Genomic DNA, 24,875 nt, shown 5'->3' on the forward strand with positions numbered 1-24,875 from the left:
AAATTTTTGTAAAATCCCACTTTGTATTTGTAGTTTTGTAGATACTTGTAAACTTATTTTTGAATTTTTGTTGAATACTTTGATAAAATTAAGTTTATATTCTGCCTGGAGGTAGGGAAATGGGCTTACTTGAATCTGTTTTAGGGCTTATCGTTCTTCCCTGGATACTGGCACTGTTAGTTTTTCTTTCACCTTCTCATCGCTTGAGACAGGTTTTAACTTTTCTTTCTTTGCCAGCTTTGACTTACATGGCTTTTGTAGTTTGGAACTCAAACGTATTACCTGTTTTTATTGAAACTCCTCACTGGCTTGAATATGCAGTAACTGTTTTTGACTACTTACTGTTGGCTTACTTCTTGTATCAGGGAATTAAATTCAGAAGTTTGTTGGTTTCTGCATTAGCTGTAGCTCAGATTTTTCTACTGACATGGGCTTTAAGTATCCTTCCACCTACCTCCACCCCTCCAATTTACGTTGACCGTTTAACGGCTTTTATGTACCTGATAGTTGCTACTGTTGGTTCAATTATCTGTATTTACGCTACCAAGTACATGGAACAGGAAGATGTGAATAGAGAAAATCGTTTTGTTGCTATACTTCTATGGTTTTTAGGTGTTATGAGTTTTGCTGTTTCTGTTAATAATATTGAATGGTTTTTCGCTCTATTTGAAACGACAACGCTCGCTTCTTATATCCTTATCAGGTTCCGCTGGGATGAGGTTTCTATAAAAAATGCTATTCAAGCTCTCTGGATGAACCAGGTGGGTGGTATAGCTATTCTTTTAGGAATTCTTTTTGCCGTTAAAGAATACGGAGTATATACGTTTACTGACATAATCAAACTTCATCCTACCGCTGTTTCTATGATTCCTTTAGGCTTTCTGGCTATTTCTGCTCTTGTTAAAGGTGCTCAGATGCCTTTCCATAGATGGTTGTTAGGTGCTATGGTAGCGCCTACGCCTGTTAGTGCCATACTTCATTCGGCTACAATGGTAAAAATAGCTCCCTACCTTATTTTAAGACTTTCTCCGGTAATTAAAGGAACTCTGCTTGCAAAGCTTCTTATAGTTACTACCGGTTTCGTTTTCGTTGCTGCAGGTTTGCTGGCTCTTACCCAGAACAACTTTAAGAGAATTCTCGCCTACTCCACTATTTCACTTTTAGGACTTATGATGCTAACTGCAAGTATGGGAAGTTCTATAGCTGTTTTAGCTTCTCTACTCTTAATACTTTTCCACGCTGTAGTTAAGGCTCTCCTCTTCCTTGAAGCTGGAATTATGGAAAAGCTCTTTAAAGCTAAGTACATAGAAGAGATGAGGAGACTGGTAGAGAAAGCTCCGATAACTGTTGTTTACATTTCCATCGGATTTATGAGTATGACCTTGGTTCCTTACGGTATATTTGTAGCTAAATGGTTAACTTTGGAAGAAGCTTCAAACTTCCTTTCACACGGTGCATTTATTGCTTCAATAATCTTCATTACGATTGGTGGCGTCATACTAACGCTTCTTTACTTTAAGGTTATTGGCGTTTTAACGAGAAAACGTGGAGAGTTCTTAAGATTTCAGCTTGAAAAGTTACCTTTCCTCTATATGTTTACTACGTCGCTCTACGTTATCTTTACAGTAGTTGCTTCTATTTTCGTTGCCAAGCTTTCTGCAAACTTTATTAACTACGCTGTAAGAGATATTACCGGTACTTTGGCAAAAATCCACGCCTCCGGTCTCACCCTTTACACTCCACTTTCCGAAATTTACGGCTGGCAGATAGTAGGTGCGTTTATTCTTCTATTGCTTGTTCCAATAATCGCTTACTTCGTTCACTTTAAGGGGACAGATAGAGTTTACGAGTATACCTGCGGTGAAAATATTGAACTGACGCTTGGAACTTACAGCTTCTTCTGTATTTCCAACCTTGAACCTTTCATTGAAACTGCTGCTGTAGCCCTCTTTATTATGACTCTGGTATTGGGCGGAGGTCTGGTATGAATTGGGAAGCCTTTATCGCTACGTTACTTGCTCCAATTGCGGGAGGTTTAATCTACGGCTTTGAGAGAATCGTAAGGGCAAGAATGCAAAACAGATTGGGACCGCCGTTACTTCAGCCTTTCTACGATTTCTTAAAGCTTATGGATAAGCGTTCTATTATCATTCATTCCTTTCACGCCTTTATGGGAATTATGTACCTGTTTGGAACGTGGTTTTCTCTGTACGTTCTCCTTTCAGGCGGCGATTTACTTATAGCAATATTTTTCCACGTTCTTTCCCTTGCGTTTTTGGTTGTTGGAGGGTTCAGCGTTCGTTCACCCTATTCAGTTGTAGGTGCTATGAGAGAACTTATCCATATGTTAGCTTATGAGCCGGTTTTCGTCATGGCAGCTGCAGGTCTTTATCTTGTCACAGGAACGTTCCAGATTTCGGAGATTCTTCACTCAAACGTTACACCCATAGTTTACCTTCCTTTAGTTTTTGTAGCTTACCTTTTAGTTTTACCTACGATTCTGAAGAAATCTCCTTTTGACATAGCTGAAGCGCATCAAGAGGTAATTGGTGGACCAGAGATAGAGTATTCTGGAAAGTTTTACGAAGCTGTTTATACGGCAAAGTGGATAGAATACATTTACGCTTTCTTCTTCGTATTTCTCTTTACCGGTAAAAATTACCTCTTAGGTTTAATTCTTGCGGTTTTCGCTTTCTTCTTCGTGAACCTTATAGATAACGTTACTGCGAGAACGAACTTCCGTCAGATGGTAAGGTTTCACTGGTACGTTCTTATACCTTTGGTAGTTATTAATCTCATGCTACTTGCTCTATGGAGGGTTTAAAATGTTGAACGTATACAGGAAAAAATCCCCCTGGATACTTCACTACAACACAGGAAGCTGTAACGGTTGTGATGTTGAGATACTTGCCTGCCTTGCACCTAAGTACGACCTTGAACGTTTTGGGATTCTTAACAGAGGAAACCCGAAGCAGTCTGATATTCTTTTAGTTACTGGTCCTGTGACAAAGAGAGCAAGAGACAGACTTATAAGACTTTACATGGAGATGCCGGAGCCGAAAGTTGTTGTTGCAGTAGGTGCGTGTGCTTGTACCGGCGGAGTGTTTAGAGGTATGTACAACGTAGGTAACGGTGTTGATAACTTTATACCTGTTGATGTTTACGTTCCAGGTTGTGCTGCGAGACCTGAAGCAATCATAGATGGAGTGGTTAAAGCGCTGGAAATCTTAGAGAAGAAAAAGAAGAATATGGAACTTCCGGTTATCTGTAAAGACCTTGAACCTGATACAAACAGAAGAAAGTTACTTGCCGAGTGCTGCAGGAGGTGCCATGAAAATAGATGAAGTTAAAGTTCCTCTGAGAGATGTAAGAAGGGCAATAAAGGATTTTTACGACCCAAACGAATGGCACTTTATAACTGTTAATGGAACTGATTTGGGCGGTAAAGTAGAGTTAAAGTGGTTCTTTGCTAAGTACGGAGAAAAAGAGGTTTTTAAAGTTTTTACTGCAGAAGCCAACTACGATGATGAAATTCCTACAATTACTTACATAATTCCATCAGCTTGGATATCTGAGTGGGAACTTGCAGACCTTTTAGGACTTAACGTGGAAGGCGCTAAAAAGGGTCTTTTCCTTGACCCTGATAGTCCACAAGCACCTTTAAGGAGAGGTTAGAGATGGGAAATAGGATAACTATACCTTTTGGTAGTCAGCACGTAGCTTTACCAGAACCGGTAAGGTTTGTTTTCCAGACCGAAAATGAAAGAATTATTGACGTTGATGTTGACGTAGGTTACGTCCATAGAGGAATTGAAAAAGCCTGTATGACGAAATTTAAATATCTTCAAGTAGGTTACGTGGTAGCTCGCGTTTGCGGTTTATGTGCTATTTCTCACACATTAGGTTACGTTACAGCTATTGAAAGAATGATGGGAATAGAAGTTCCCCGTAAAGCGCTCTATTTAAGGCTTTTGGTTAGCGAACTTGATAGGGTTCATTCTCACCTTTTGGCTATGGGGCATACGGCAGAAGTAGCAGGTTATGAGAACCTGTTTATGCAGACGTTTAAGCACAGAGAACTTGTCATGGAACTTCAGGAACTTGTAACGGGGAACAGGATACAGTTTGATTACGTTACTGTAGGTGGGGTGAACAGGGAGTTAACTGCTGAAGAAGAAAAAGTTTTAAGAGAGAAGTTAAAGTTACTTGAGGAGAAATGTAGGTGGTTAAAGGACGTTTTTGAGAATGACTATACGGTAAAGTTTCGCTGGAAAGGAACGGGAGTAATTACGCCTGAAATGGCTAAAGAGTTGAACGTAGTTGGTCCTCCTGCAAGAGCTTCAAACCTTCCGACAGATGCAAGAGCTGAATACGATTACCTTCCATTTGAAGAAGTTGGTTACAGAATGGTAGTAAGGACTGAAGGTGATATCTATGCCAGAACTCTTGTAAGAGCTGAAGAAACTCTTAACTCTATAGAGATGCTGTGGAACATTTTAGATGGTATGCCTGAGGGTGATATTAAGGTTGACGTTAAAGGACTACCTGAAGGAGAAAGTATTGCAAGGATAGAAGCGCCAAGAGGAGAACTTTTCTACTACGTAAAAGCGAGTAAGAAGATAATTTTAGATAGATTGAGAATTAGAGTTCCGACCTTTGCCAATATTCCGGTTATGAAAGAGTTATTTATAGGTATGGATTATGCAGATGTTCCTGCAACTGTTATAAGTTTTGACCCTTGTCTTTCCTGTACTGCAAGGTAAGGAGGTGAAACCGTGAAAGATATGATTATTGAAACGATAAAGAACCTTTTTTCTAAGCCGGCTACCGTTAAATATCCTTTTGAACCCTCTCCTACGCCTCCTAACTATAGAGGGTTGATAGTTTATAAAGAGGAGCTGTGTATTTTCTGTACCAAGTGTGAATTAGTTTGTCCTCCGGGTGCTATAAGATTTACTTATGAGGAGGACGGTTCTAAAAAGTACCACTACAACCCTTATCTGTGTATATACTGCGGTGAGTGTGTAAGGGCTTGTCCGAAGCCAGGATGCCTTACCCAGGTTGAAGACGTTGCACCGCCAGCCACCAAGGAGACAAAGCCGAATTGGGACGCGGTTGAAGTGGAGGCAGAGGAAAGCAAGAAGAGATGGTTAGCTGCAAGGAAGAAGAAAAAGTCCTAACAGGGCGCTTTTAGGGAAGAAGTTTTTTAAGAGTAGAGAGTTATCGTTTAAAAGGCGTCTAATTTCGGTTAGTAGTTCAAGTATTTGTGTGTTTGTGGGAGAGAGAGGGGGGATTTTTCTTATCTCTTCTAATAGAAACCTTTTTTGACTTTGTATGTTCTTAAACTCCCTTATATCAACAGGAGAAAGTTTTTCTTTCCTATTTTTGCTTTTAATGAAGCTTTTGATAATCTTTTGTTCAGATATTAGCAATGCTTTTAAATTTTCTAATAGTTTCATTAGTTTTTCTCCTTTCACAATCTCCCCCCAGATTTCCATCTACTATTTAATATAGGAAAAATTTTTTATTCTGCATGAAACTCGTAATCTGGTTTTAATAATTTTAAAAAGCATCTTAAATTCATGTTAAAATTAACACCGTTTTCTTTTCGTAAAATATTTTAGAGGAGGTAAGAGTTGGATAGAAAAAAAATAACAATTGTAGGTGCGGGTAATATAGGAGCAACGTTAGCTTTACTTTTGGCAAGAAGAGAAACTGCAGACATTACTCTTATAGACATTAACGAAGGGGTTGCTAAAGGAAAAGCTCTTGATATCATGGAAGCTTCTCCTATTCTTGGCTTTAACGCAAGAGTTACAGGAACAGGTGATTATGCAGATACGGCAAATTCTGATGTCGTTGTTATTACTGCGGGCTTTCCAAGAAAGCCAGGAATGAGCAGAGATGACCTTCTGTTTAAGAACTTTGAAGTTGTTAAAGAAGTATCTGAACAGATAAAAAGATATTCACCTGATGCCTTCGTTATAGTTGTTACAAATCCGCTTGATGCTATGACTTATACAGCTTTGAAAGTTACAGGTTTCCCCAAAGAGAAAGTTATAGGTATGGCAGGAGTTTTAGATTCAGCGAGGTTTGCTTACTTTATTTCTGAAAAAACAGGAATATCTGTTGAAAATATAAAAGCTTTTGTAATAGGCGGTCACGGCGACGATATGGTTCCTCTTAAAAAGTACACAACGATAAGTGGTATTCCTGTTACGAAGTTTCTTTCGGAAGAAGAACTTAACAAGTTAATAGAGAGAACACGTTTTGGTGGTGGAGAAATTGTTCAGCTTCTTAAAACGGGTAGTGCATTTTATGCACCAGCAGCTTCCATTTTAGAAATGGTTATAGCTATTCTCTGGAATAAAAGAAAAATCCTCTCCGCCAGCGTCTACCTTGATGGAGAAGTAGGAGAGTACTATAAAGCTTCGGGACTTTGTGTTGGCGTTCCTATCGTTTTAGGTAAAAATGGAGTTGAGAAAGTTATAAAACTTGAACTTGACGATGAAGAGTGGAAACAGTGGGAAAAATCGGTAGCTTCTGTTAAGAAGTTGGTAGAAAAACTTCCCGTTTAATAAGGAGTTGATGTGATGAGAGAGATTCATGTAGATGAAATAAGAAAAGCCGTTAAAAAGCTATGTATGGATGCAAACTACTACCTACCCGAAGACGTTTTGTCAGCGTTTGAAGAAGGTAAAAGAAAAGAGGAATCAGAAACGGGAAAAAACGTTTTTGATATTTTAAAGGAAAATGCATCTATTGCTGCCACAGAGCAGATACCTTACTGTCAGGATACCGGTTTTGCCGTTCTATTCGTTGAAATAGGTCAAGATGTCAGATTTGTTGGTGGCAGTCTTGAGGATGCAATCAATCAAGGAGTGGCGGAAGGCTACACTGAAGGTTATCTGAGAAAATCCATCGTTTCTGACCCACTGTTTGACAGAAAAAATACTGGAAATAACACACCTGCTGTGGTTCATTATTCAATCGTTCCGGGAGATAAAGTAAGAATAACCATGGCTGCTAAAGGCGGCGGAAGTGAAAATATGAGCAGGCTTGCCATGCTCAAACCAGCTGATGGAGTTGAAGGAGTTAAAAAATTTGTTCTTGAAACGGTTAGCAAAGCAGGACCAAACCCATGTCCGCCTATTATTGTAGGAGTAGGTATCGGTGGAACTTTTGAAAAGGTGGCTTTTTTAGCCAAAAAGGCTCTGTTGAGACCTATAGGTGATAGAAACAAAGACCCAAGGTACGCCGAGCTTGAACTTGAACTGCTTGATGAAATTAACAAATTAGGAATAGGTCCTGCCGGATTTGGCGGTAGAGTTACGGCTTTAGACGTAAAAATTGAGTGGTATCCGTGTCATATAGCTTCTCTGCCTGTTGCAGTTAATATTCAGTGTCACGCTTCAAGGCACAAAGAGATAGAAATTTAGGGGGCGTGTTAATGAAGGTTGCTTTCATTTTTCCAGGACAGGGTTCTCAATATCCCGGTATGGGAAAGGAGCTTTACGACGCTTTCCCTGTGGCTAAAGAAGTTTTTGAGGAAGCTTCCGAAGGTGTAGGTATTGATATTGCAAAACTATGCTTTGAAGCTTCTGAAAGTGAACTTACGCTGACCTATAACGCTCAGCCTGCAATTTTTACTGTCAGCATGGCTGCTTTAAAGGTATTGCAATCAGAAGGTTTAAGCGTTCAACCTGTTGTTGTTGCAGGGCATTCTTTGGGAGAGTTTTCTGCTGCTGGCTCGGCGGGAGTTTTTAGCGTTAAAGATGGTGCTTTTCTGGTAAGGAAGAGAGGAGAATTTATGCAAGAGGCTGTTCCAGCTGGTGTTGGCGGGATGACAGCGGTTATTGGACTTCCTGCTGAAGAGGTGGAGAGAATTCTTAAAAATGTAAAAAGTGGGTTTGTACAGGTGGCAAACTATAACAGCCCCGAACAAACGGTTATTTCAGGTGAATTGAAAGCTCTTGAAGAGGCAGAAGCTCTTTTAAAAGAGGCAGGTGCTAAAAGAGTAGTGAGACTTCCTGTTTCTGCACCGTTTCATTCTGAACTTATGAAACCTGCTGCTGAAAGGTTGAAAGAATTGATGGATAGTATGTCGTTTTCTGAAGCAAAAGTTCCTGTTCTTAACAATGTGGATGTTGCGCTGATAACGGAACCTGAAGAAATTAAAGATTCTTTCTACAGGCAGGTGTTTTCTTCTGTCAGATGGGTTGAAGACGTGCAAAAGATGAAGGAAATGGGCGTTGAGTTGCTTTTAGAGATAGGACCTAAAAACGTTTTAAAAGGACTTGTCAGGAGAATAGATAAAAGTTTAAAAGTTTTGAACGTTGAAAAACCGTCAGATGTAGAGAAGGTTTTGAAGGAACTTCAATGAACCTTAGTAGCTCGGCTCTTGAGATTTTGAAGGCTCGCTATCTGAGACCTAACGAAACGCCAGAGGATATGTTTCGCCGGGTTGCTAAGGCTGTTTCTTTAGCTGAACTATATTACAGTTCTCCTTCTATTGCTGAAGAGTGGGAAGAAAAGTTTTACAAAGTAATGGTTAACCTTGAGTTTCTTCCCAACTCTCCTACTCTTATGAACGCTGGAACGGAGTTGGGCCAGTTAGCTGCTTGTTTCGTTCTTCCTGTTGAAGACTCAATAGAGGGGATTTTTGATACCGTTTCTTTGATGGCTAAAATTCAGAAAACTGGTGGTGGAACGGGTTTCTCTTTTTCCAATTTAAGACCTAAAGGGGATAAAGTTAAAAGCACTAACGGTGTTGCTTCTGGTCCTGTTTCTTTTATGAGAGTGTTTGATTGCGTTACCGATTCAATTAAACAGGGTGGTAAACGGCGCGGTGCAAACATGGGGGTTCTTTCTGTTTACCATCCCGATATTGAAGAGTTTATAACCTGTAAGAGAGATAAGAGGAGTTTTTTAAACTTCAATATCTCTGTAGCCTGTTCAGATGAATTTTTTGAAAAAGTGGAAAGAGATGAAAATTTAGACTTGATTAACCCGCGCGACGGGAAAGTATGGAGAAAGGTAAAGGCTAAAGATTTGTTAAGGTTAATTGCGGAAAGTGCCTGGGATTGCGGCGACCCTGGTATTCTCTACATTGATGAAATCAACAGGCATAACCCTACCCCTTCTTTGGGGAGGATAGAGGCGACAAACCCCTGTGGTGAAGTTCCGTTGCTTCCTTACGAGGAATGCAACTTGGGTTCTATAAATTTAAGCAGAGTAATTAAAGATGGTAAGGTTGATTGGGAAAAGCTTTCATACCTTGTAGAAGTTGGGATAAGGTTTTTGGATAACGTTATAGATGTGAACGTCTATCCTGACTGGCGCATTGAGAAAATGGCAAAAGGTAACAGGAAAATCGGGCTTGGCATTATGGGGTGGGCTGAATTTTTAATCAGATTGGGAATTCCTTACGATTCTGAAAGAGCTCTTTTAATGGCAGAAAAGGTAATGTCTTTTATAAATAAGAAAGCGTTTGAGACTTCCGTTAAACTTGCCCGTGAGAGGGGAAGTTTTCCGAACGTGGATAAAAGTATTTACAGGGGGAAGCCGATAAGAAATGCTACGAGGACGAGTATAGCTCCAACCGGAACTATAAGCATGATTGCTGGAACTACTCCGAGTATAGAGCCTCTCTTTGCTGTTGCTTACGAGAAGAAAGTTCTGGACAACAAAAAGGTTGTTTACGTAGAACCACTCTTTATGGAGTATGCTAAAAATTTATCTGAAGCTGAAATTGAGAAGATTTTAGAAGAGGGAACGGTTAAAAATATAGATAATTTGCCGGAAGAGGTCAGAAGGATTTTCGTTACAGCCTTAGAAATACCTCCTGAATGGCATATTAAGATGCAGGCTGCTTTTCAGAAATATGTGGACAACGCCGTTTCCAAAACGATAAATTTGCCAGAGGATATAACGGTGGAAGAGATAGAAAAGATATTTATTATGGGTTTTAAGGAGAAGTTAAAAGGGATAACCGTTTTTAGACAGGGTTCTAAGCAGGGAGTTATAGAGTTTGGTGTAAAGAAAAAAGTCAAATGTTACTGCTGAGGAGGTAGTTTTGAAGAGATTTTTCTTCCTGCTATCTGTTCTGGTATCTTTTCTTTTTGTTTCTTGTGGCGGTGGTGGAAACAGTTCTTACGTTTATTCCGGAAGTTTTTTAGCCAGTTACGTTAAAGGTTTGAAGGTATGCGTTGAAGGAGGAGGATGCACATATACAGATAGTTCTGGTTATTTCGTTTTGGACGTACCTTTTAGTGGAGCACGTGTGAGTTTTTATAAAGATAATGTTCTTATAGGGACTTATATACCTAAAACTTCATCTTTTGTTGTGACGCCGTTTTTATTAACTTCAAATTCAACTGTTGGTAGTGCTCTGGCAAAAATAATTCACGGTATGGTAGGTGACGTGAATGGGACTTCGCAAATTGTTGATTTGTCTAAAGTGAGGATAGTTAATTCTACATCTACAAATTTAGTGAAAACTTTAGAGGAAAATAAAACTGTTGTTCTTGATGTGGATTTTAATGGAACTTTAATGTCTATTAATGCTACTTCCGATAATGTTACTCTGTGTGTTAGTGGTAACTGTTCTGAAGTTAATTATAGAGATTGGCTGGTTCTGATTTATATGGATGGAGACAATAGTTTAAGTAGTGAAACTGGTGCAGATTTAACCGAACTGGCGGACGTGGTTTATTCTCCGCAGGTGAAAGTTGTTGTTCTTAAAGACACTTATGGTGTGACGGGTGGAACGATTTATGATTATAACTATACGACAGCTTCTTTTGATGAAATTCCTGTATCTGAACCTGATATGGGAAATTCCTCTACGCTTGTTAATTTTGTAGAGAGTTATGCAGTTAAATATCCGGCTTCTAATATCGCTTTAATCATGTGGGACCATGGAGATGGATGGAGGAGTATTAATTATGATGCCAATTATAGGGTAGCAGCTATAGATGAGACAAGTAATGACTATCTATTTATGCACGAATTAAGGGAAGCTTTACAGAAGCTGGAAAGTGATGGTATAAAGGTTAACCTGATAGGATTTGACGAATGTTTGATGGGGAGCTTAGAAGTTTTTTATGACATTAAGGATTATACTGATGTTATTGTAGCTTCGGAGGTTACGGAACCTTTTGATGGCTGGAATTATTCTTACGTTATGGAGGCTATAAATAATAATCCTTCTTTAGATGCTTATGGTTTTGGAAAAGCAATTGTTGATGCTTATAAAAAAGCTTACTCTTCAGGAACAGATACTTACACTATGATTGCTGTTAAAAGTTCTGATGTAGATGCTTTAGTAAAGGACATTAATGAGTTTGTAGATTTATTGAATAACACTACTTATGACTGTTTTTATAGTGCGCGTCAAAGCCAGACAACAATATCTGATAGTTTGGGAGCTATAGATTTAGGTAATTTTGCATACGAACTTGGTAAATGTTTGTCCAATACTTATGTTTCCGATATTATCAATAGAATTAACTCTTTCTATAAGTACGTTTCAGATTCCAGTGTATCTGGTATTTCAATATTTTTCCCTAATTCGGATGAGGTTGCCGAATATGACTATTACTTTGCGAATGTTACTAATCCTGTAGAGATTGCTGTTGGTGATGCGGTAGATGCAAATTACTATAACCCGTTTACAGAAACTACGTGGGATGACTTTTTGAAAAAATATTTTGGTTATTAAGGAGTATTAGGGTGAAAAGATTTCTATCTCTTTCATTTTTAGCGATTTTTTCTTTTTCCTGTGCTGCTCCTACTGTTAATGGAGGAATAAACCTTAGATATGAACAGGTTGGGGAAATTTTAAAGCACTGCGACGATTTAGAAGGTAAAAAAGTTTCCGTTAGAGCTGTTTACGAAGGCTGGCATTGTATAGAGGAGTGTGTTCATCCTGGTTTAACAAGGTCAGATACTTGCGTTATGGATTCTTCAGGTTGTATTTATTTGAAGGGTACGGGAGGACTTGACCCTATTATGGATAGGGGAAAGGAAGTTTTTTTTCGTGCTGTTGTAAGGAAAACGCCTAAAGGGATTTGTTATCTGGAGGTTCAGTCTATAGATGAAATTAGATGAATTTTCTCTTATTTCATTCCTTTCTCGTAAACTGTCCATTTTTCAACCTGAAGTGTTGATTGGTATTGGTGATGATACTGCTGTAGTGAAGAATGGTAATAAATACTCTTTTTATACCACCGATGTTTTAGTTGAAAACGTTCATTTTTTGGACAATTGGAAAAGCAACGTTCCTGACTTTTATTACTTTTTAGGAAGAAAACTGATAACCATCTCTGCAAGCGATGTAGCTTCTATGGGTGGAATGCCCGTTTATGGATTAATTAACCTTTTAATTCCAGAAGTATATGATTTAAAAGAGTTGGAAGAGTTTTATGAAGGAGTTTCCGAGTTATGTAATGAGCTAAGGATTTCTGTTATTGGAGGTGATACTTCAAAGAGTTCTGCTAAAACTTTTTCTTTTTTCTTAATAGGAGAAGGAAAAAAGTTTATGCTACGTTCTAACGCTAAGCCTGGAGATTTGGTTGCTGTTACGGGAACTTTGGGTGATAGTGCTGCTGGTTTGGAACAATTGTTGAAAAAGGAAATAAAGGTTTTTCCGTTAGTTGAAAGGTTTTTAAACCCAACTTCAAGAGTTAGAGAAGGTGTAGAGGTTTCAAATTTGGGTGTTATAACGTGTACTGATGTTAGTGATAGTCTTGTTTTTAATTTATACACGATAGCTGAATCTTCAGGGATTGCTATCAAGGTGGATAGTAAGAACATTCCCCTCTCTCCCCACCTCCTTACATACACTACCGGTAGCCGTGAAAAAGCTTTAAGGTATGCCCTTTACGGTGGGGAAGATTATGAATTAATAGTTACTTTTGAAGAATCACTTCTTAGTGGTGTGGAATCTTTGGGTTTTACGGTGATTGGTGAAGTTGTTGAGGGAGAAGGCGTTTTTGTTGACAATAAAAAGGTTGAAAAGAAAGGGTACAACCACTTTGGAGGTGAACGTTGAACCTGTTTGATGCAGTCGTTTTGGGGATAGTGGAAGGTGTAACGGAGTTTTTACCCATATCTTCTACAGGTCATATGATTTTAGTTTCTTCTCTTTTGGGGATTAAGCAAAACACTTTTGAAAAAACTTTTGAAATAGTCATTCAACTTGGAGCGATTTTGGCTGTTCTATGGATATACAAAGACAGACTTTCAAAGGATATAGCTCTCTGGAAAAAACTTATTGTAGCTTTTATTCCGACGGGGATTTTAGGACTGCTGTTTCACAAGTACTTTGAAGCGCTTTTTAGCGATAAAGTTGTGGCAACGATGCTTATCGTATGGGGCGTTATCTTCATTGTGGTAGAGCTGTTTTACAATAAACTTTCTCATTCAATAAAAGATGTTGATAAGCTGCCTTACTGGAAGGCGGTGATGGTGGGGATTTTTCAATCTTTAGCTATGGTTCCAGGAACTTCCCGTTCCGGCTCAACAATAATTGGCGGGATGCTCTTAGGAATGGATAGAAAAACGGCGACGGAATTTTCTTTTCTACTTGCTATTCCTACGATGTTTGCTGCATCAGGTTTTGAATTAGTAAAAAATGCTTCCTCTTTTACTTTGGATGGAATTGGAATTTTAGCTGTTGGGTTCATTACCGCTTTTACATTTGCTTTCCTTTCCGTTAAGTGGCTTCTCTCATTTATTAAGACACACTCTTTTATTCCTTTTGGTATCTATAGAATAGCTCTTGGAATCTTAGTTTTTTTATTGCTGTCAGTTTTTAATTTACAGTAGTTTTAGTATGCTATACTTAAGTAAGTAATAATAAGGAGAAAAAATGGCAAGAGGGATAGTTGACCTTCTTAAGGAAGTTGTTGATAGAAAAGCTTCAGACCTTCACATTGCTCCTGGAAGTCCTCCTCGTTTAAGGATTAACGGCGACCTTGTTCCTCTTACCGAGTATGGCGTTCTTTCTGCATCTGATACTAAGAATTTGATATACAGCGTTCTTACTGATATGCAAAAGAAAAAATTAGAAGAAGAGTTAGAACTTGACTTTTCTTTTGGAATAAAGGGTGTAGCTCGCTTTAGAGGCAATGCCTACTATCAAAGGTCTTCTTTAGCAGCAGCTTTCAGGTTAATTCCTTTTAGCATTCCTCCTTTTTCAGAATTAGGGTTACCTTCAGTAATAGAAACTTTTGCCCATAAAGACAAAGGACTTGTCTTGGTTACTGGTCCTACCGGTTCTGGTAAATCAACTACCTTGGCTTCACTTCTTGATATAGTGAACGAGACTTATCCTTATCATATCATTACTATTGAAGACCCTATTGAGTTCGTTTACGAACATAAAAAATCTCTGGTGACTCAAAGGGAGTTAGGTAGTGATACCAAGTCTTTTGCCAGAGCTTTGAGAGCAGCTCTCCGTGAAGACCCAGACGTTATATTGGTAGGTGAAATGAGAGACCCAGAAACTATTGAAGCTGCCCTGACTGCAGCTGAAACAGGTCATTTAGTATTTTCCACTTTGCACACGAATTCAACTATTGAAACGATTAACCGTATTGTTGACGTTTTCCCTGCAGAGAAACAGTCTCAGGTCAGAACGCAACTTTCTTTTGTCTTGATTGGGGCTATTGCACAAAAGTTATTAAAGCGAAAAGATGGAAGAGGGAGAGTAGTAGCAGCGGAAGTGTTCATTCCTACTCCTGCTATTAGAAATCTCATAAGAGAAAATAAGTTGCATCAGATTTATTCTTTAATGCAAACAGGTCAAGCAGCTACAGGAATGATTACCATGAATCAATCTTTAGCTAAGCTCTACCTTGACGGCTTAATAGATTTGGAAGAAGCTAAAAGGGTGTCTCCAGACCCTAAAGAACTTGAATCCTTAATTAGAGCTTATTCTAAAGGAATATAAAGATGCCAGTTTATAAGTACGTTGGAAGAGATGTTTTTAACAGACTAAGAAGAGGAAGGGTTGAAGCCGATAATCCTGAAGTTGCAAAAAACCTTATCCTCGCACGTGGTGTAGTAGCTATTGAAAAACTAAAAGAGGATAAGGGTTTTTTAAGTAAGGAGATAAGCCTTTCTCTTTTGGATAGAGTTTCTCTTAAAGATATTGTTCTGTTTACTCGTCAGCTTTATGCGATGGTTCATGCAGGAATTCCTATAGTTAATGCTTTGAAAATTTTGAAAGAACAGATTCCTAACAGAAGGTTAAAAGCAATTTCAGAAGATATGGCTACTTTTATAGAGGAAGGGGGAAGGTTTTCTACTGCTCTTTCTAAATATAGAAATATTTTCGGAGACTTGTATATAAGTATGGTAAGGGCAGCAGAAGAAGCAGGAACCCTTGAGGAAACTTTAAAAAGATTGGCAGAACATTTAGAAAAGATAGAGAAACTCAGAGGTAAAGTTAAAAGTGCAATGTTTTATCCTGTTTTCGTTACGATTGTTGCAACGGTTATCATAGTTGGTATATTGGTTTTCGTTATTCCTACATTTCAGAAGCTTTATGAGAGCCTTGGAGGAAAACTACCTGCATTAACGCAGTTTGTCATTAATTTAAGTAATTGGTTGAGGGATTATATAGGTTGGTTTGTATTTGGTTTGGTTATTTTGGTAGTTCTTCTAATTCAGTTGAGGAAAATAAGAAAAGTTAGGTATGTAATGGACGCTTTCCTTCTTAAATTACCTATATTTGGGGAGTTAGTGCTTAAAAGTAGTATTGCTAATTTTTCAAGAACTTTAGCGTCTATGCTTGCAAGCGGTTTGAACGTTTTGGACGCTCTTGATATTGCGGGGGACACTTCTAACAACGAAGTAATTAAAAAAGCTATTTTAGGTGTGAGGGAACAGGTAGAGAGAGGTGTTTCTATAGGAACGGCTTTAGCCAGATACCGGGTTTTTCCTCCCATGCTTGTTAATATGGTTTCTATAGGTGAAGAAGCTGGAACTGTTGACCAGATGCTTGAGAAAGTAGCCGAGTTCTACGAAGAGGAAGTTGATAGAACAGTAGATGCATTAACGTCTCTTATAGAACCTTTGATGATAGTTTTTATAGGTGGAGCTATAGGTTTCATTATAGTGGCTATGTACTTACCGATATTCAAGATAGGTGAATTGATTAAGTAAACTTAGTGGTAATAACGTTTTTTATTCGTTCGCTCCAGCTAATTCCTGTTGTTTCTTGTGTTTTTCTATTTCCTATCTTCTTTACTTTTACTATATCTTCTCTTGCCGATGTTATAAATATTTCATCGGCATTTAAAAGGTCTTTTAAGTAGAAAAATCCCTCTACCACTTCAATTCCAAACTCTTTTAATATCTCTATGACTACTCTTCTTCGTGTTCCCGGTAAGCAGCCGGTTTTAAGAGAAGGAGTGTAAAAGATGCCGTTTTTGACGAAGAAAATATTGGCGAAAGCTGTTTCTGAAACGAAGTTTTGGTGGGAAAAAAGAAGCGCCTCATTAAAGCCTTTTGACTTAGCCGTTTCAAGTGCAAATAAGCTTTTGGCTATATCTGTTGTCTTGTATTTAGAAAGTTTATCGTAGGTTCTTTTGGGAAAAGGTAAAGGTAGAAGTGAAACTTCGTTTCTTTGGATACACTCTCTTACTTTAAGTGAAAATTTTTCGTTAAAGCTGAGCGTAAATCTGACTAAAACGGGTTTTTCTGAAGAAGCACACTCTTCTAACAATAATTTTTCAAATTTTTCTTCACTTAGGTAGAACGGTATTCCTAACTCTTTGGCGCTTTCTTTTAACCTCTTATAGTGGTAGTTAATAAGTATAGCCTTACCTTTTTCAACTCTTATCGTTTCAAAAATCCCCACCCCTTCCATCCATCTTTCCTCTTACGGCGCATCAAACCCTGGTATTCTCGGGACTTTCTTTAACTTACTTGCTTTGTAATACCAGCCCCACAGTTTTTTTAAGGAGTGACCTATAAACGGTAGTGGTATCATTCTTGAGTGTTTATCGTTTCTTGATACCAATGCTCCACTCATCCAGCAAGGTCCCATATCCATAAGGCATAGTATATGCAAATGTGGTAGATAGCTTTCTCTTTTTTCTATACCTTTTATTTTGTTTTCAAGGTTTCTTGCAACGATTCTTCCCATTACTTCTGCCAAGTGTCCTTGTTTAGCTTTCCACTTGGGTCCTTCTAAAGCTGCACTATCTCCTACTGCCCATACTGTTTCGTTTGTTCCAGGAACAGCGCAAGAAGGTTCTATTTTTACGAAACCTGCCTCGTTGAGGGGCAAGTCTGAATTTTTCAGTACCGGATGTCCATCTGTTGCAGGTATAAACATGGTTAAATCTGTTTTTAAGAAGGAATCATCTTCAAAGACTATTCCATCTTTTCTAAATTCCTTAATCTTTTTGCCAAAATGCCTTTTAATATTCAGCTTATCAAGCATCTGATAAGCTTTTTCTGCATTTTTTTCACCTAACCTTATACCAGGCTTTTCCATGGGAGCGAAGAAGTGAAGTTCAAACTTATCTCTTATGCCTTTTTTCTTCAGGTAGCAATCAAGGTTGAAGATGAATTCAAATGCTGGTCCTCCTCTTACGCCGGAAGGGTCTTTAGGATTTCCGCCGAAACCTGAGGCTATTATTCCACCCCCTTTTTCTATTAATTTTTTTAATCTATCTCTGATTTTGAGGGATTGCTCAGGTTCTGAGCAGATAGAGAGTGTGTTCTCTATTCCTTTGTGTTTTACTTTACTTCCACCTAAAGCTATTACTAAGTATTCGTATTCTTTAACGGTTCCGTCTGCTAAGAATACCTTTTTCTCTTTAGTTGAGATGCCTGTTACTTCTCCTATTGTTAGCTTGAAACCGTTTCTACCAGCTATTTCTTTCAAAGGTATCGTTACATCTTCCCATCTATACTCTTCTGTGGGTATCCAGATAGAGATTGGATAGACATACAGGTAATCGCGGTTTGAAATTAACTCAACGTCAAAACATTTATGGCATAGCGCAAAAGCTGTTTCTACTCCGCCTATTCCACCGCCTAAAACTAAAACTTTTGCAGACATTTTACCCTCTCTATTCGCTTTTCTTTTGAGCAATTTCTTGAGCACCTAACTGAGCAAGCGTATTAACTAAGTTTTTGTCCATACCGGAAAGGCTTGTAAAAGCTTCTATGTATCCTTCAACAACCAGGGATATGATGATGTTTGTTATCATGTTAAATGCGTTAATGAGTTCTTTGGCTTTGTCTGCGGAGTAAGTTTCAAGGGTTTTGTTTGTAAAAATTTCTCTTATAGTGTTCATCATTGCTATGAAGTAGACGTTAGAAACTCTTGCAGCTATATGGATTAACCCTACGTTCCACTGTTTTTCCCAGAACTTCTCGTCAATTTCACCACTTACAATTGCAAGGTACCATTCTCTTAGTGTTTTTTCTAAAGCGTCTCTACTTTTATCTTTAACCAGTTCGTACGTTTCTTCGTATCCGTAAACGATATCGTAGAACGTTTTTACTATTTCGTCTGCCCATTGGGATAAAGTTTCTTTTTCTTCTTTTAAAACGTTGACTTTTTGAGAGTCAAATCCTCTCAAGTTCCTGTAAACTTCTATTACCTTTTTTACGTCCACGCCCTTTCCTCCTTTTATTGGTATTTTACCATTAAATGAAATATTCTTAATGGGTAAATTTAAATATTCTTTTTTCAGTGTCAACTTATGGGAATTTCTATTGTTCTGTTTTGGTCTATGAAGAAGATAATTCCCCTTTTCACTTCATATCCCATAAGCTTTACAGCTTTAGCGTAGAGTTCTATTTGTTTTTTGTAGATTTGTACTTTTTCTTTGCTGTAATTTCCTGTTTTGAAATCCCATACCTCTGCTTCGTTTCTATTTATCGGTAAAATCAAGTCAATTTGTCCTTTGACAATGGTATTTCCTTCTCTGAAAATAAAAGGAATTTCACTTTTTCCTTTTTTCAAAAATGGATAGTTTTCTTCAAGGAGCTTATAGATTTCTTTTAGCCTTTCTTCTAACTCTTTTGGTGGGAACGTTAAAGAACTCAGTGCGAATTTAATTGCTTTTTCTAAACTTGCTCCTTTGACGAAGGCTTGACATAAAGCGTGAACGATTGTTCCGTAGATTTCTGGTGCTATCCGATTTTTTCTATCTGAAGGTTTTTCCTGTTTGATTTCCACTTCTTCTAAGGAAGAAGGGGTAACTCTCTCAAATTTTTTCATTTTTAGGTTATCGGGGTCAAAGATTATTGGTTCTTCTCTGTCTTCATCTATCGGTTTTATTACTTGGACTTTAGGTCTCTGAATATATTTGGTGAAGTCTTTTCTCTCAAAAACAAAACCACCGATTTTGAAAGCGTTATTTTGTTTACCTTCTGGAAATGCTCCTAAAATGAGCTGCTTTTTGGCTCTTGTGATTCCTACATATAAAAGGTTTTTTTCCTCTAATTCGTTGAGAAACCTGTTAACTGTTTTAAGCATGAAGTGGTATGGGCTGGTGTTGGGGTTGTCCCTTTCTTGAGAGAAGAGCTTAACCGTTGCTCCTACGTTGCTAAATATAAATCTACCAAATCTGTTGTTGGGTCTCCAAGGAACTAATATTACTGAGTCAAATTCAAGTCCTTTTGCGCTGTGAATTGTTGTCAGGATAAACCCTTTTTCAGGTACGTTTTTGCCTGTACTTCCGCTGCTGTTGCTGTTTATCAAGCTTTCTATGTACTCTGTAAGTTCTTCAAATGCTACTGGTTCTGACGATTCAAAGAAGAAGGTTTCTGAAATCAATTCAAGTATTGCAATGTAGGAGTCTGGGTCTGTAAGGTGGAGGGCATCTAATATTTTTAGTTTGTTTATCAAGTGAACGATAAGAGCAGAATGGAGTTCTTTGTTTTTCATGGATAGAGCGTTTTCTATCGTTTTTAGCGTTTCCTGTAAAAGTTCTGGTATTTCTTTTTTTATTATCGCTTTGAGACTTTGTTCATGAGAGAGACCTATAAACCTTGAAGATAGGAAGAAAAATAAGGATTTCTTGTCTTCTGGATTACTTAACCATTTCAGGAGGTGTAGAAGCTCTTTTAAACCTTCTGCTTTGAAAGGTGAGGATGAGAGGTAGGTGAAATCTATACCGTTCTCTTTCAGTTTCTTTTCAAAAATTTTGAGAGATTTCCAAGTTCTTGCTACTACTCCTACAGTTCCTTTTTCTGCAAATGGAAGTGCTTTTGAAATTGCTGTTTCTGCGAAGAGTTCCCTTTCTTTCCTTTCTCTGAAAACGATAATTTCAACGCTACCTTTGGGTTCTGTCTTTTCTGTTTTTGTAAACGGCTTGAATAGAACTTCTGCTTTAAATCCGTGATATTTTTTGTTGAAGAGGTGGTCAAAGAAAAGGTTGAAAAAAGATAGAAGGTTTTCTGCAGAGCGGTAGTTTTCTGTTTTTTCGGTTACTTCTGTGCTTATTGATTTCGCTTCGTTCCAGACAAAGATATCTGCAGAACGAAATCTGTATATAGATTGTTTCGGGTCGCCTACTAAGTAGATGAGGAGGTTGGGATTTTCTCTGTGAAGTTCTTTAACTATTTTCCACTGGACTGGGTCGGTATCTTGAAATTCATCAATTATGAGAACTTTTATCTGATTGAGTATTTCGCTTTTCGGGTTATCTAAATGTAGCAACTCCAACGTTCTTTCGAGTATTTCATCGTAGTCTACTGCATTTTCTTCCTTTAGTAGTTTTTTGTAGTTATTAATTGCTTTAAAAGTTAGCTCATAAAGTATTTTTGAGACCTCTAACTCTTTTTGAAAATTCTCTTTCGTTTCTGCTTTTGAAAGGTCAAACTCAACGTCTGTATTCGGGATTGCGCTTAAAGGTAGTTCTTTAAACATGTTTTCTACGTTCTTTACTATTTCTTCTATACTGCTTTTGTAGCCTATAAATCGCGTTCTTTCGCTTATTGCATGTTTTAGGTTTTTCATAAGGTCTTTAAGTGCTGAAACTCCGTCAAAGTCTATTTTGGAAAGTAGTTGGTGGAGTTTTTGGGAATTTTTTGATTGAAACTGGAGTAGAGTTTCAGTTACGGCTTTATCTAAAAGTTTTTCTTTTTTTAGTTCGTTGATTATTTCTGTGTCTAAAGAGATAAATCCAAGTTTGTGTCCATATTTTCTGAGTAGTTCTAAGCAGAATGAGTGAATGGTACCTATCGGAGCTGAGGGTAGGAGCAAGAGGTATTTTTGAAACTGAGGTATCGCTTTAAGCTTTTGACGAATGCGGGTTTTAATTTCAGCAGCGGCAGCTTCTGTAAAAGTTATGAACGCTATATTGTCTGGGTGATATTTTTCTAAAAGTTTTATGTATACGTTGATGAGAGTTGTTGTTTTTCCTGCGCCAGCGTTTGCTTCAATGAGTTTAATCATTGCAGACGTTCCACTACGTATTTTTCAAAGGTTGACCTTATTCTACCAAGTTGAGCGTTTGCAAGTTTTTGTGTTTTGGCTTTGTGAAACGATTCCTTTGCTAATTTTATTGTTAACTTAGAGTCTTTTAGATTCCACTTTAGAGCGTGATTGTCTTTACAGTTAAAGCAGACAATACCGCTGTGTTTGATGGAAAATCCCCCCACTTCTTCGTCTTTTCCAATTGTTTTCTTACATACGGCACATCTGTTCAGAATGGGAAAAATCCCCTCCACGAACGCAAACTTTACTAAAAACATGGTATAGGCAAGGTTAAACTTTTCCGTTATTTTCAGATACCTTTCAACCATTTGGAAAAGTTTTTCGTTTTTGGCAAGAGGGAATTGGGAGAGCAGTTTTGCTATTTTTGACATGTAAACAAAATGCCTGAAGGATTTAGGGAAATTGTGCTCAATCAACTTAACCTGCTTAACTTCAAATCTTTCTCCTATCTGCACTAACTCAAATTGAGAGAGAGAAAAAAGGTCAACAGAAAGGGGGAAGGGGATTTTGTTCGTCTTTACTATTAGATTGAGCATTCCCAATTTATCTGAGAAAACAACTATCTGACGGAGATTTTCCCCTAAGTTTTTGCTTTTTAGGATGAATCCTTTTACTTTCATTACAGCAGGTTAAACTTTTTAAGGACTTCTGCCACTTGCGCATCTTTTTTGGCAAGCTCTCTTAAGCTGCTTACCAGTTTATCTATTCTTTCTGGTTTCCACTTGCGTTCAATCTCTTCTAAGGTTTCCTCTTTTGATTTCCTTATTATTGTTCTTCTGTCCCAGTAAGCGAATCCTATGACGCCAAGAGTGAGCGTTGTAAATATTGCTGTAATCATCCATAGGAAATTTATAAGTTCGTTGAACCTTTTGTTCATATCTTCTCTTAATTCTTCAAATCGTTTGCTAACGTCGTCAAAGCGTCTGTTGGTTTCTTCCCTGAAAGCTTTAAATTCTGCTTCTAAAACCGCTTGCCTTTTCTCTATTTCAATTAATTTCTGGTAAATCATTTCATTTGTAACTTTTACGTACTGCTGCTGCGCCCGTGTGTAAGAAGGAGAGAAAAGAACGGCAACGAAAAATAGCCCGCATAGTATACGTCTCATTCTTTATCTCCTTAAATCCTTATCCCAATTATACATTAAACCTGAAGTAGATAATGTCACCGTCCTGAACGATGTAGTCCTTTCCTTCCAGTCTCATAAGTCCTTTTTCTTTGCACGCCTGCATGGAGCCTTCTCTTATCAGGTCTTCATACTTGATTACTTCAGCTCTTATGAAGCCTCTTTCTATGTCTGAGTGGATTTTTCCTGCTGCTTGGGGCGCTTTCGTTCCTTTCTTAACTGTCCACGCTTTTACTTCCTGCTCTCCTGCCGTGAAAAAGGTAATCAGGTCTAAAAGCTTGTAACCTTCTCTTATTACGGCGTTAAGTCCTGGTTCTTCCATTCCTAACTCTTTCAAAAATTCTTCCTTTTCTTCCTTATCAAGTTCAGAAAGTTCTGCTTCTATCTTTGCGCATATCTTAACTACCGGCGCTTTTTCTTTCTCTGCTAATTCCTTAACCTGCTTTACTAATTCGTTGTCTTCAAAAAGTCCATCTTCATCAACGTTTGCTATATACATTACGGGCTTTGCAGTTAAGAGCGCCAACTCTTTTACCACTTTCAGCGCGTTTTCGTCTAAACTTTCAAGGTGGGGATATATTCTCTCCCCGTTTTCAAGTATCACTTTTAGCTTTTCTAAAGCTTCTACTTCTGCCCTTGCTTTTTTATCGCCAGACTTTGCCTGTTTGGAAACTCTCTGAAGCCTTTTCTCAACGCTTTCAAGGTCTTTAAATACTAACTCGAGGTTTATCGTTTCTATGTCTCTGAGTGGGTTAACGCTTCCGTCAACGTGAACGACGTTTTCATCCTGAAAGCACCTTACAACGTGGGCAATGGCGTCAACGTTTCTGATGTTGGCTAAAAACTGGTTGCCCAATCCTTCACCTTTGCTTGCACCTCTTACCAAACCTGCTATGTCAACAAACTCAATGGTGGTTGGCGTTATCTTTTTAGGTTTAACGATTTCCGCTATCTTGTAGAGCCTTTCATCTGGAACTTCAACGATTCCGACGTTCGGTTCTATCGTGCAGAACGGGTAGTTTGCCGCTTCTGCCTTTGCCGTGTTGGTTAGTGCGTTGAAAAGCGTTGATTTTCCAACGTTTGGAAGTCCTACTATACCGCAGTTGAATCCCATTTTTTCCTCTCCGATTTTTTATGCTGTGTCTTTTACTGTTTTAACTGTTTTGTAGAGCATCCATAAAAGGAGAACTCCGACAGTTACAGTGAAAATTAGCGTAATTATTATTTCTTTTGACATTGTTCCATCTCCTTAATTAGTTTTCGTAAAACATCAAGAATGACAAAAACGCTTACAATTGTTCCTGAGGATAAAATTATTCCTGGAAAAACCAATATTACAGCTACGGGATTGTTTAATTTGAATAGTAAACTTGCAGTTCCTCCTACAATTGCTATTAATAGTAACGTTAAGTTTCTTAATAGGTCCTTATAGTAACTAATCTTTTCCTTAAGGATTTCAAACTTAAGATTTTCTTCTTCCATAATGGCGCCCTGAGTTTTTGTTCAGTCAGTAAATTATACTTTTTTAGCCGTCAGGAAAAGCACTTTATACTTTATCACGCAGTTTTGAGAGAACAGTTCTTTAAACCTTTTAACCGTACTTTTTAAGGGTAGCGGGGGGCGGTGGGGATTTTTTGCGCCGATTTTCGTTACAAATTTAACTGCTTCTTCTACTCTTTCAGGGAATAAGATGTATTCTTTTCTTCCAGCTTCTACTATTTCAAAATTTTCCTTTACCGTTTCAAATATTTTGTTTTCATCAGGAAACTGAAACAAGATATCCTTTTTACCTTTCGTTTCTAAAAAAGCTTTTTGCCAGGCGTTAAATAGTTCCTCTAAACTTCCCTTTACAGGAACAGCTAAGATTAAAATTCCGTCTTTTTTTAAAACGCGGTGAGCTTCTCTAATAGCTCTTTCTACTTCCATCCATTGCAGAGAGAAAGAAGAAATTACAGCTTTGAAGCTTTCATTTTTAAATGGGAGTTTTTCTCCTTCAGCACAGACAGTAAAGCTTAAGTTTTCTTTTGCTTTCTTACACATATCAAAAGAAATGTCTATTCCAAAAGACTGAGGATAACCTTTCATTCCTTCGGCAGTTCCGCAGCCTAAGTCAAGGAGGGGGTGGGGATTTTTTATCAAATCCAATCTTTTCAAAATTTCTTTAAAAACTTCTGTTTGTATTACGGCGTATCTGTTGTATTCTGCTGCTGCTTTTGAGAAATTTCTTCTTACAATCTTTCGCTGCATCTTTTCTCCTTTTACTTTCGCGGAAATTAT

At 38.0% G+C, this 24,875-nt stretch carries 26 protein-coding genes; 16 read left to right on the plus strand and 10 right to left on the minus strand.

Translation table 11 applies throughout. The features are described 5' to 3' along the window. The first annotated feature begins 119 nt into the window (after positions 1-119). From QOL23_RS00505 to QOL23_RS00530, 6 genes are read left to right on the plus strand one after another with little or no spacing between them, the layout of a single operon-like run. Complete coding sequence (locus QOL23_RS00505; RefSeq protein ID WP_283399618.1) at positions 120-1,988, plus strand: proton-conducting transporter transmembrane domain-containing protein; 1,869 nt, start codon at positions 120-122, stop codon at positions 1,986-1,988. Continuing rightward, on the plus strand, positions 1,985-2,824 hold the full coding sequence (locus tag QOL23_RS00510) for a respiratory chain complex I subunit 1 family protein (RefSeq protein WP_283399619.1): 840 nt from the start codon (positions 1,985-1,987) through the stop codon (positions 2,822-2,824). Before QOL23_RS00505 ends, QOL23_RS00510 begins: the two co-directional genes overlap by 4 nt. 1 nt (position 2,825) lies before the next feature. Then, on the plus strand, positions 2,826-3,344 hold the full coding sequence (locus QOL23_RS00515; protein WP_283399620.1) for an NADH-quinone oxidoreductase subunit B family protein: 519 nt from the start codon (positions 2,826-2,828) through the stop codon (positions 3,342-3,344). Further along, the gene (locus QOL23_RS00520; RefSeq protein WP_283399621.1) at positions 3,331-3,675 is read left to right on the plus strand and encodes an NADH-quinone oxidoreductase subunit C; all 345 of its coding nucleotides are present in this window, start codon (positions 3,331-3,333) and stop codon (positions 3,673-3,675) included. The genes QOL23_RS00515 and QOL23_RS00520 overlap by 14 nt, the downstream gene beginning before the upstream one ends. A gap of 2 nt (positions 3,676-3,677) precedes the next feature. Continuing rightward, positions 3,678-4,763 carry a hydrogenase large subunit gene (locus tag QOL23_RS00525; RefSeq protein ID WP_283399622.1) on the plus strand — a complete coding sequence of 362 codons (1,086 nt, stop codon included), beginning with the start codon at positions 3,678-3,680 and terminating at the stop codon, positions 4,761-4,763. A gap of 21 nt (positions 4,764-4,784) precedes the next feature. Next, positions 4,785-5,180 carry a 4Fe-4S dicluster domain-containing protein gene (locus QOL23_RS00530; protein WP_283400230.1) on the plus strand — a complete coding sequence of 132 codons (396 nt, stop codon included), beginning with the start codon at positions 4,785-4,787 and terminating at the stop codon, positions 5,178-5,180. On the opposite strand, the gene QOL23_RS00535 is transcribed toward QOL23_RS00530, so the two are convergent. Beyond that, complete coding sequence (locus QOL23_RS00535) at positions 5,151-5,459, minus strand: hypothetical protein (protein WP_283399623.1); 309 nt, start codon at positions 5,457-5,459, stop codon at positions 5,151-5,153. The two genes, QOL23_RS00530 and QOL23_RS00535, sit on opposite strands and share 30 nt — an antisense overlap. 177 nt (positions 5,460-5,636) lie before the next feature. On the opposite strand from QOL23_RS00535, the gene mdh reads away from it, so the two are divergent. Genes mdh through QOL23_RS00585 form a run of 10 tightly spaced genes read left to right on the plus strand, consistent with a single transcriptional unit; the run spans position 5,637 to position 16,173 of the window. Beyond that, positions 5,637-6,578, plus strand: coding sequence for a malate dehydrogenase (mdh, locus tag QOL23_RS00540; RefSeq protein ID WP_283399624.1), 942 nt, complete (start codon positions 5,637-5,639; stop codon positions 6,576-6,578). 15 nt (positions 6,579-6,593) lie between these two features. After that, a complete protein-coding gene (locus tag QOL23_RS00545; RefSeq protein ID WP_283399625.1) occupies positions 6,594-7,439 on the plus strand; it encodes a fumarate hydratase in 846 nt (281 codons plus the stop codon). Positions 7,440-7,450: 11 nt separating this feature from the next. After that, positions 7,451-8,383, plus strand: coding sequence for an ACP S-malonyltransferase (gene fabD / locus QOL23_RS00550; protein WP_283399626.1), 933 nt, complete (start codon positions 7,451-7,453; stop codon positions 8,381-8,383). After that, the gene (locus QOL23_RS00555; RefSeq protein WP_283399627.1) at positions 8,380-10,065 is read left to right on the plus strand and encodes an adenosylcobalamin-dependent ribonucleoside-diphosphate reductase; all 1,686 of its coding nucleotides are present in this window, start codon (positions 8,380-8,382) and stop codon (positions 10,063-10,065) included. The genes fabD and QOL23_RS00555 overlap by 4 nt, the downstream gene beginning before the upstream one ends. 10 nt (positions 10,066-10,075) lie before the next feature. Continuing rightward, positions 10,076-11,722: a clostripain-related cysteine peptidase gene (locus tag QOL23_RS00560; RefSeq protein ID WP_283399628.1), complete on the plus strand. Its 1,647-nt coding sequence runs from the start codon at positions 10,076-10,078 to the stop codon at positions 11,720-11,722. Positions 11,723-11,733: 11 nt separating this feature from the next. Further along, positions 11,734-12,111, plus strand: coding sequence for a hypothetical protein (locus QOL23_RS00565; RefSeq protein WP_283399629.1), 378 nt, complete (start codon positions 11,734-11,736; stop codon positions 12,109-12,111). Next, a complete protein-coding gene (gene thiL / locus QOL23_RS00570; RefSeq protein WP_283399630.1) occupies positions 12,098-13,054 on the plus strand; it encodes a thiamine-phosphate kinase in 957 nt (318 codons plus the stop codon). Before QOL23_RS00565 ends, thiL begins: the two co-directional genes overlap by 14 nt. Then, complete coding sequence (locus QOL23_RS00575; protein WP_283399631.1) at positions 13,051-13,830, plus strand: undecaprenyl-diphosphate phosphatase; 780 nt, start codon at positions 13,051-13,053, stop codon at positions 13,828-13,830. Before thiL ends, QOL23_RS00575 begins: the two co-directional genes overlap by 4 nt. A 43-nt stretch (positions 13,831-13,873) precedes the next feature. Beyond that, positions 13,874-14,956, plus strand: coding sequence for a type IV pilus twitching motility protein PilT (locus QOL23_RS00580; protein ID WP_283399632.1), 1,083 nt, complete (start codon positions 13,874-13,876; stop codon positions 14,954-14,956). Between the two features lie 2 nt (positions 14,957-14,958). Beyond that, complete coding sequence (locus tag QOL23_RS00585; RefSeq protein ID WP_283399633.1) at positions 14,959-16,173, plus strand: type II secretion system F family protein; 1,215 nt, start codon at positions 14,959-14,961, stop codon at positions 16,171-16,173. Here the strand turns inward: QOL23_RS00585 and QOL23_RS00590 are convergent. The 9 genes from QOL23_RS00590 to QOL23_RS00630 all read right to left on the minus strand — a co-directional run bounded on the left by QOL23_RS00590 (position 16,166) and on the right by QOL23_RS00630 (position 24,845). After that, on the minus strand, positions 16,166-16,879 hold the full coding sequence (locus tag QOL23_RS00590; protein ID WP_283399634.1) for an aminotransferase class IV: 714 nt from the start codon (positions 16,877-16,879) through the stop codon (positions 16,166-16,168). The genes QOL23_RS00585 and QOL23_RS00590 overlap by 8 nt on opposite strands. A gap of 12 nt (positions 16,880-16,891) precedes the next feature. Continuing rightward, positions 16,892-18,082: an NAD(P)/FAD-dependent oxidoreductase gene (locus tag QOL23_RS00595; RefSeq protein ID WP_283399635.1), complete on the minus strand. Its 1,191-nt coding sequence runs from the start codon at positions 18,080-18,082 to the stop codon at positions 16,892-16,894. 10 nt (positions 18,083-18,092) lie between these two features. Then, on the minus strand, positions 18,093-18,644 hold the full coding sequence (locus tag QOL23_RS00600; RefSeq protein ID WP_283399636.1) for a protoglobin domain-containing protein: 552 nt from the start codon (positions 18,642-18,644) through the stop codon (positions 18,093-18,095). 80 nt (positions 18,645-18,724) lie between these two features. After that, on the minus strand, positions 18,725-21,433 hold the full coding sequence (locus QOL23_RS00605) for a UvrD-helicase domain-containing protein (RefSeq protein ID WP_283399637.1): 2,709 nt from the start codon (positions 21,431-21,433) through the stop codon (positions 18,725-18,727). After that, positions 21,430-22,095, minus strand: a complete 666-nt coding sequence (gene recO / locus QOL23_RS00610) for a DNA repair protein RecO (RefSeq protein ID WP_283399638.1) — start codon at positions 22,093-22,095, stop codon at positions 21,430-21,432. Before recO ends, QOL23_RS00605 begins: the two co-directional genes overlap by 4 nt. Beyond that, positions 22,095-22,580, minus strand: a complete 486-nt coding sequence (locus QOL23_RS00615) for a DUF2059 domain-containing protein (RefSeq protein WP_283399639.1) — start codon at positions 22,578-22,580, stop codon at positions 22,095-22,097. The genes recO and QOL23_RS00615 overlap by 1 nt, the downstream gene beginning before the upstream one ends. A gap of 28 nt (positions 22,581-22,608) precedes the next feature. Then, complete coding sequence (gene ychF / locus QOL23_RS00620) at positions 22,609-23,712, minus strand: redox-regulated ATPase YchF (protein WP_283399640.1); 1,104 nt, start codon at positions 23,710-23,712, stop codon at positions 22,609-22,611. A gap of 107 nt (positions 23,713-23,819) precedes the next feature. Continuing rightward, positions 23,820-24,080: a hypothetical protein gene (locus tag QOL23_RS00625; RefSeq protein ID WP_283399641.1), complete on the minus strand. Its 261-nt coding sequence runs from the start codon at positions 24,078-24,080 to the stop codon at positions 23,820-23,822. A gap of 33 nt (positions 24,081-24,113) precedes the next feature. After that, positions 24,114-24,845: a methyltransferase domain-containing protein gene (locus QOL23_RS00630; RefSeq protein WP_283399642.1), complete on the minus strand. Its 732-nt coding sequence runs from the start codon at positions 24,843-24,845 to the stop codon at positions 24,114-24,116. Between the last annotated feature and the right edge of the window lie 30 nt (positions 24,846-24,875).

This window comes from Desulfurobacterium pacificum, assembly GCF_900182835.1.
GTDB classification, from domain to species: Bacteria; Aquificota; Aquificia; order Desulfurobacteriales; family Desulfurobacteriaceae; genus Desulfurobacterium_B; species Desulfurobacterium_B pacificum.

Bases quoted from the DNA above. Each gene is read 5' to 3' on its own strand.
- QOL23_RS00530 (WP_283400230.1), top strand. From the start codon at position 4,785: ATGATTATTGAAACGATAAAGAACCTTTTTTCTAAGCCGGCTACCGTT.
- thiL (WP_283399630.1), top strand. From the start codon at position 12,098: ATGAAATTAGATGAATTTTCTCTTATTTCATTCCTTTCTCGTAAACTG.
- QOL23_RS00515 (WP_283399620.1), top strand. From the start codon at position 2,826: ATGTTGAACGTATACAGGAAAAAATCCCCCTGGATACTTCACTACAAC.
- QOL23_RS00555 (WP_283399627.1), top strand. From the start codon at position 8,380: ATGAACCTTAGTAGCTCGGCTCTTGAGATTTTGAAGGCTCGCTATCTG.
- ychF (WP_283399640.1), bottom strand. From the start codon at position 23,712: ATGGGATTCAACTGCGGTATAGTAGGACTTCCAAACGTTGGAAAATCA.
- QOL23_RS00625 (WP_283399641.1), bottom strand. From the start codon at position 24,080: ATGGAAGAAGAAAATCTTAAGTTTGAAATCCTTAAGGAAAAGATTAGT.
- QOL23_RS00525 (WP_283399622.1), top strand. From the start codon at position 3,678: ATGGGAAATAGGATAACTATACCTTTTGGTAGTCAGCACGTAGCTTTA.
- QOL23_RS00505 (WP_283399618.1), top strand. From the start codon at position 120: ATGGGCTTACTTGAATCTGTTTTAGGGCTTATCGTTCTTCCCTGGATA.
- QOL23_RS00545 (WP_283399625.1), top strand. From the start codon at position 6,594: ATGAGAGAGATTCATGTAGATGAAATAAGAAAAGCCGTTAAAAAGCTA.
- QOL23_RS00590 (WP_283399634.1), bottom strand. From the start codon at position 16,879: ATGGAAGGGGTGGGGATTTTTGAAACGATAAGAGTTGAAAAAGGTAAG.
- QOL23_RS00605 (WP_283399637.1), bottom strand. From the start codon at position 21,433: ATGATTAAACTCATTGAAGCAAACGCTGGCGCAGGAAAAACAACAACT.
- QOL23_RS00580 (WP_283399632.1), top strand. From the start codon at position 13,874: ATGGCAAGAGGGATAGTTGACCTTCTTAAGGAAGTTGTTGATAGAAAA.
- QOL23_RS00615 (WP_283399639.1), bottom strand. From the start codon at position 22,580: ATGAGACGTATACTATGCGGGCTATTTTTCGTTGCCGTTCTTTTCTCT.
- recO (WP_283399638.1), bottom strand. From the start codon at position 22,095: ATGAAAGTAAAAGGATTCATCCTAAAAAGCAAAAACTTAGGGGAAAAT.
- QOL23_RS00585 (WP_283399633.1), top strand. From the start codon at position 14,959: ATGCCAGTTTATAAGTACGTTGGAAGAGATGTTTTTAACAGACTAAGA.
- QOL23_RS00520 (WP_283399621.1), top strand. From the start codon at position 3,331: ATGAAAATAGATGAAGTTAAAGTTCCTCTGAGAGATGTAAGAAGGGCA.
- fabD (WP_283399626.1), top strand. From the start codon at position 7,451: ATGAAGGTTGCTTTCATTTTTCCAGGACAGGGTTCTCAATATCCCGGT.
- QOL23_RS00535 (WP_283399623.1), bottom strand. From the start codon at position 5,459: ATGAAACTATTAGAAAATTTAAAAGCATTGCTAATATCTGAACAAAAG.
- QOL23_RS00510 (WP_283399619.1), top strand. From the start codon at position 1,985: ATGAATTGGGAAGCCTTTATCGCTACGTTACTTGCTCCAATTGCGGGA.
- QOL23_RS00630 (WP_283399642.1), bottom strand. From the start codon at position 24,845: ATGCAGCGAAAGATTGTAAGAAGAAATTTCTCAAAAGCAGCAGCAGAA.
- QOL23_RS00595 (WP_283399635.1), bottom strand. From the start codon at position 18,082: ATGTCTGCAAAAGTTTTAGTTTTAGGCGGTGGAATAGGCGGAGTAGAA.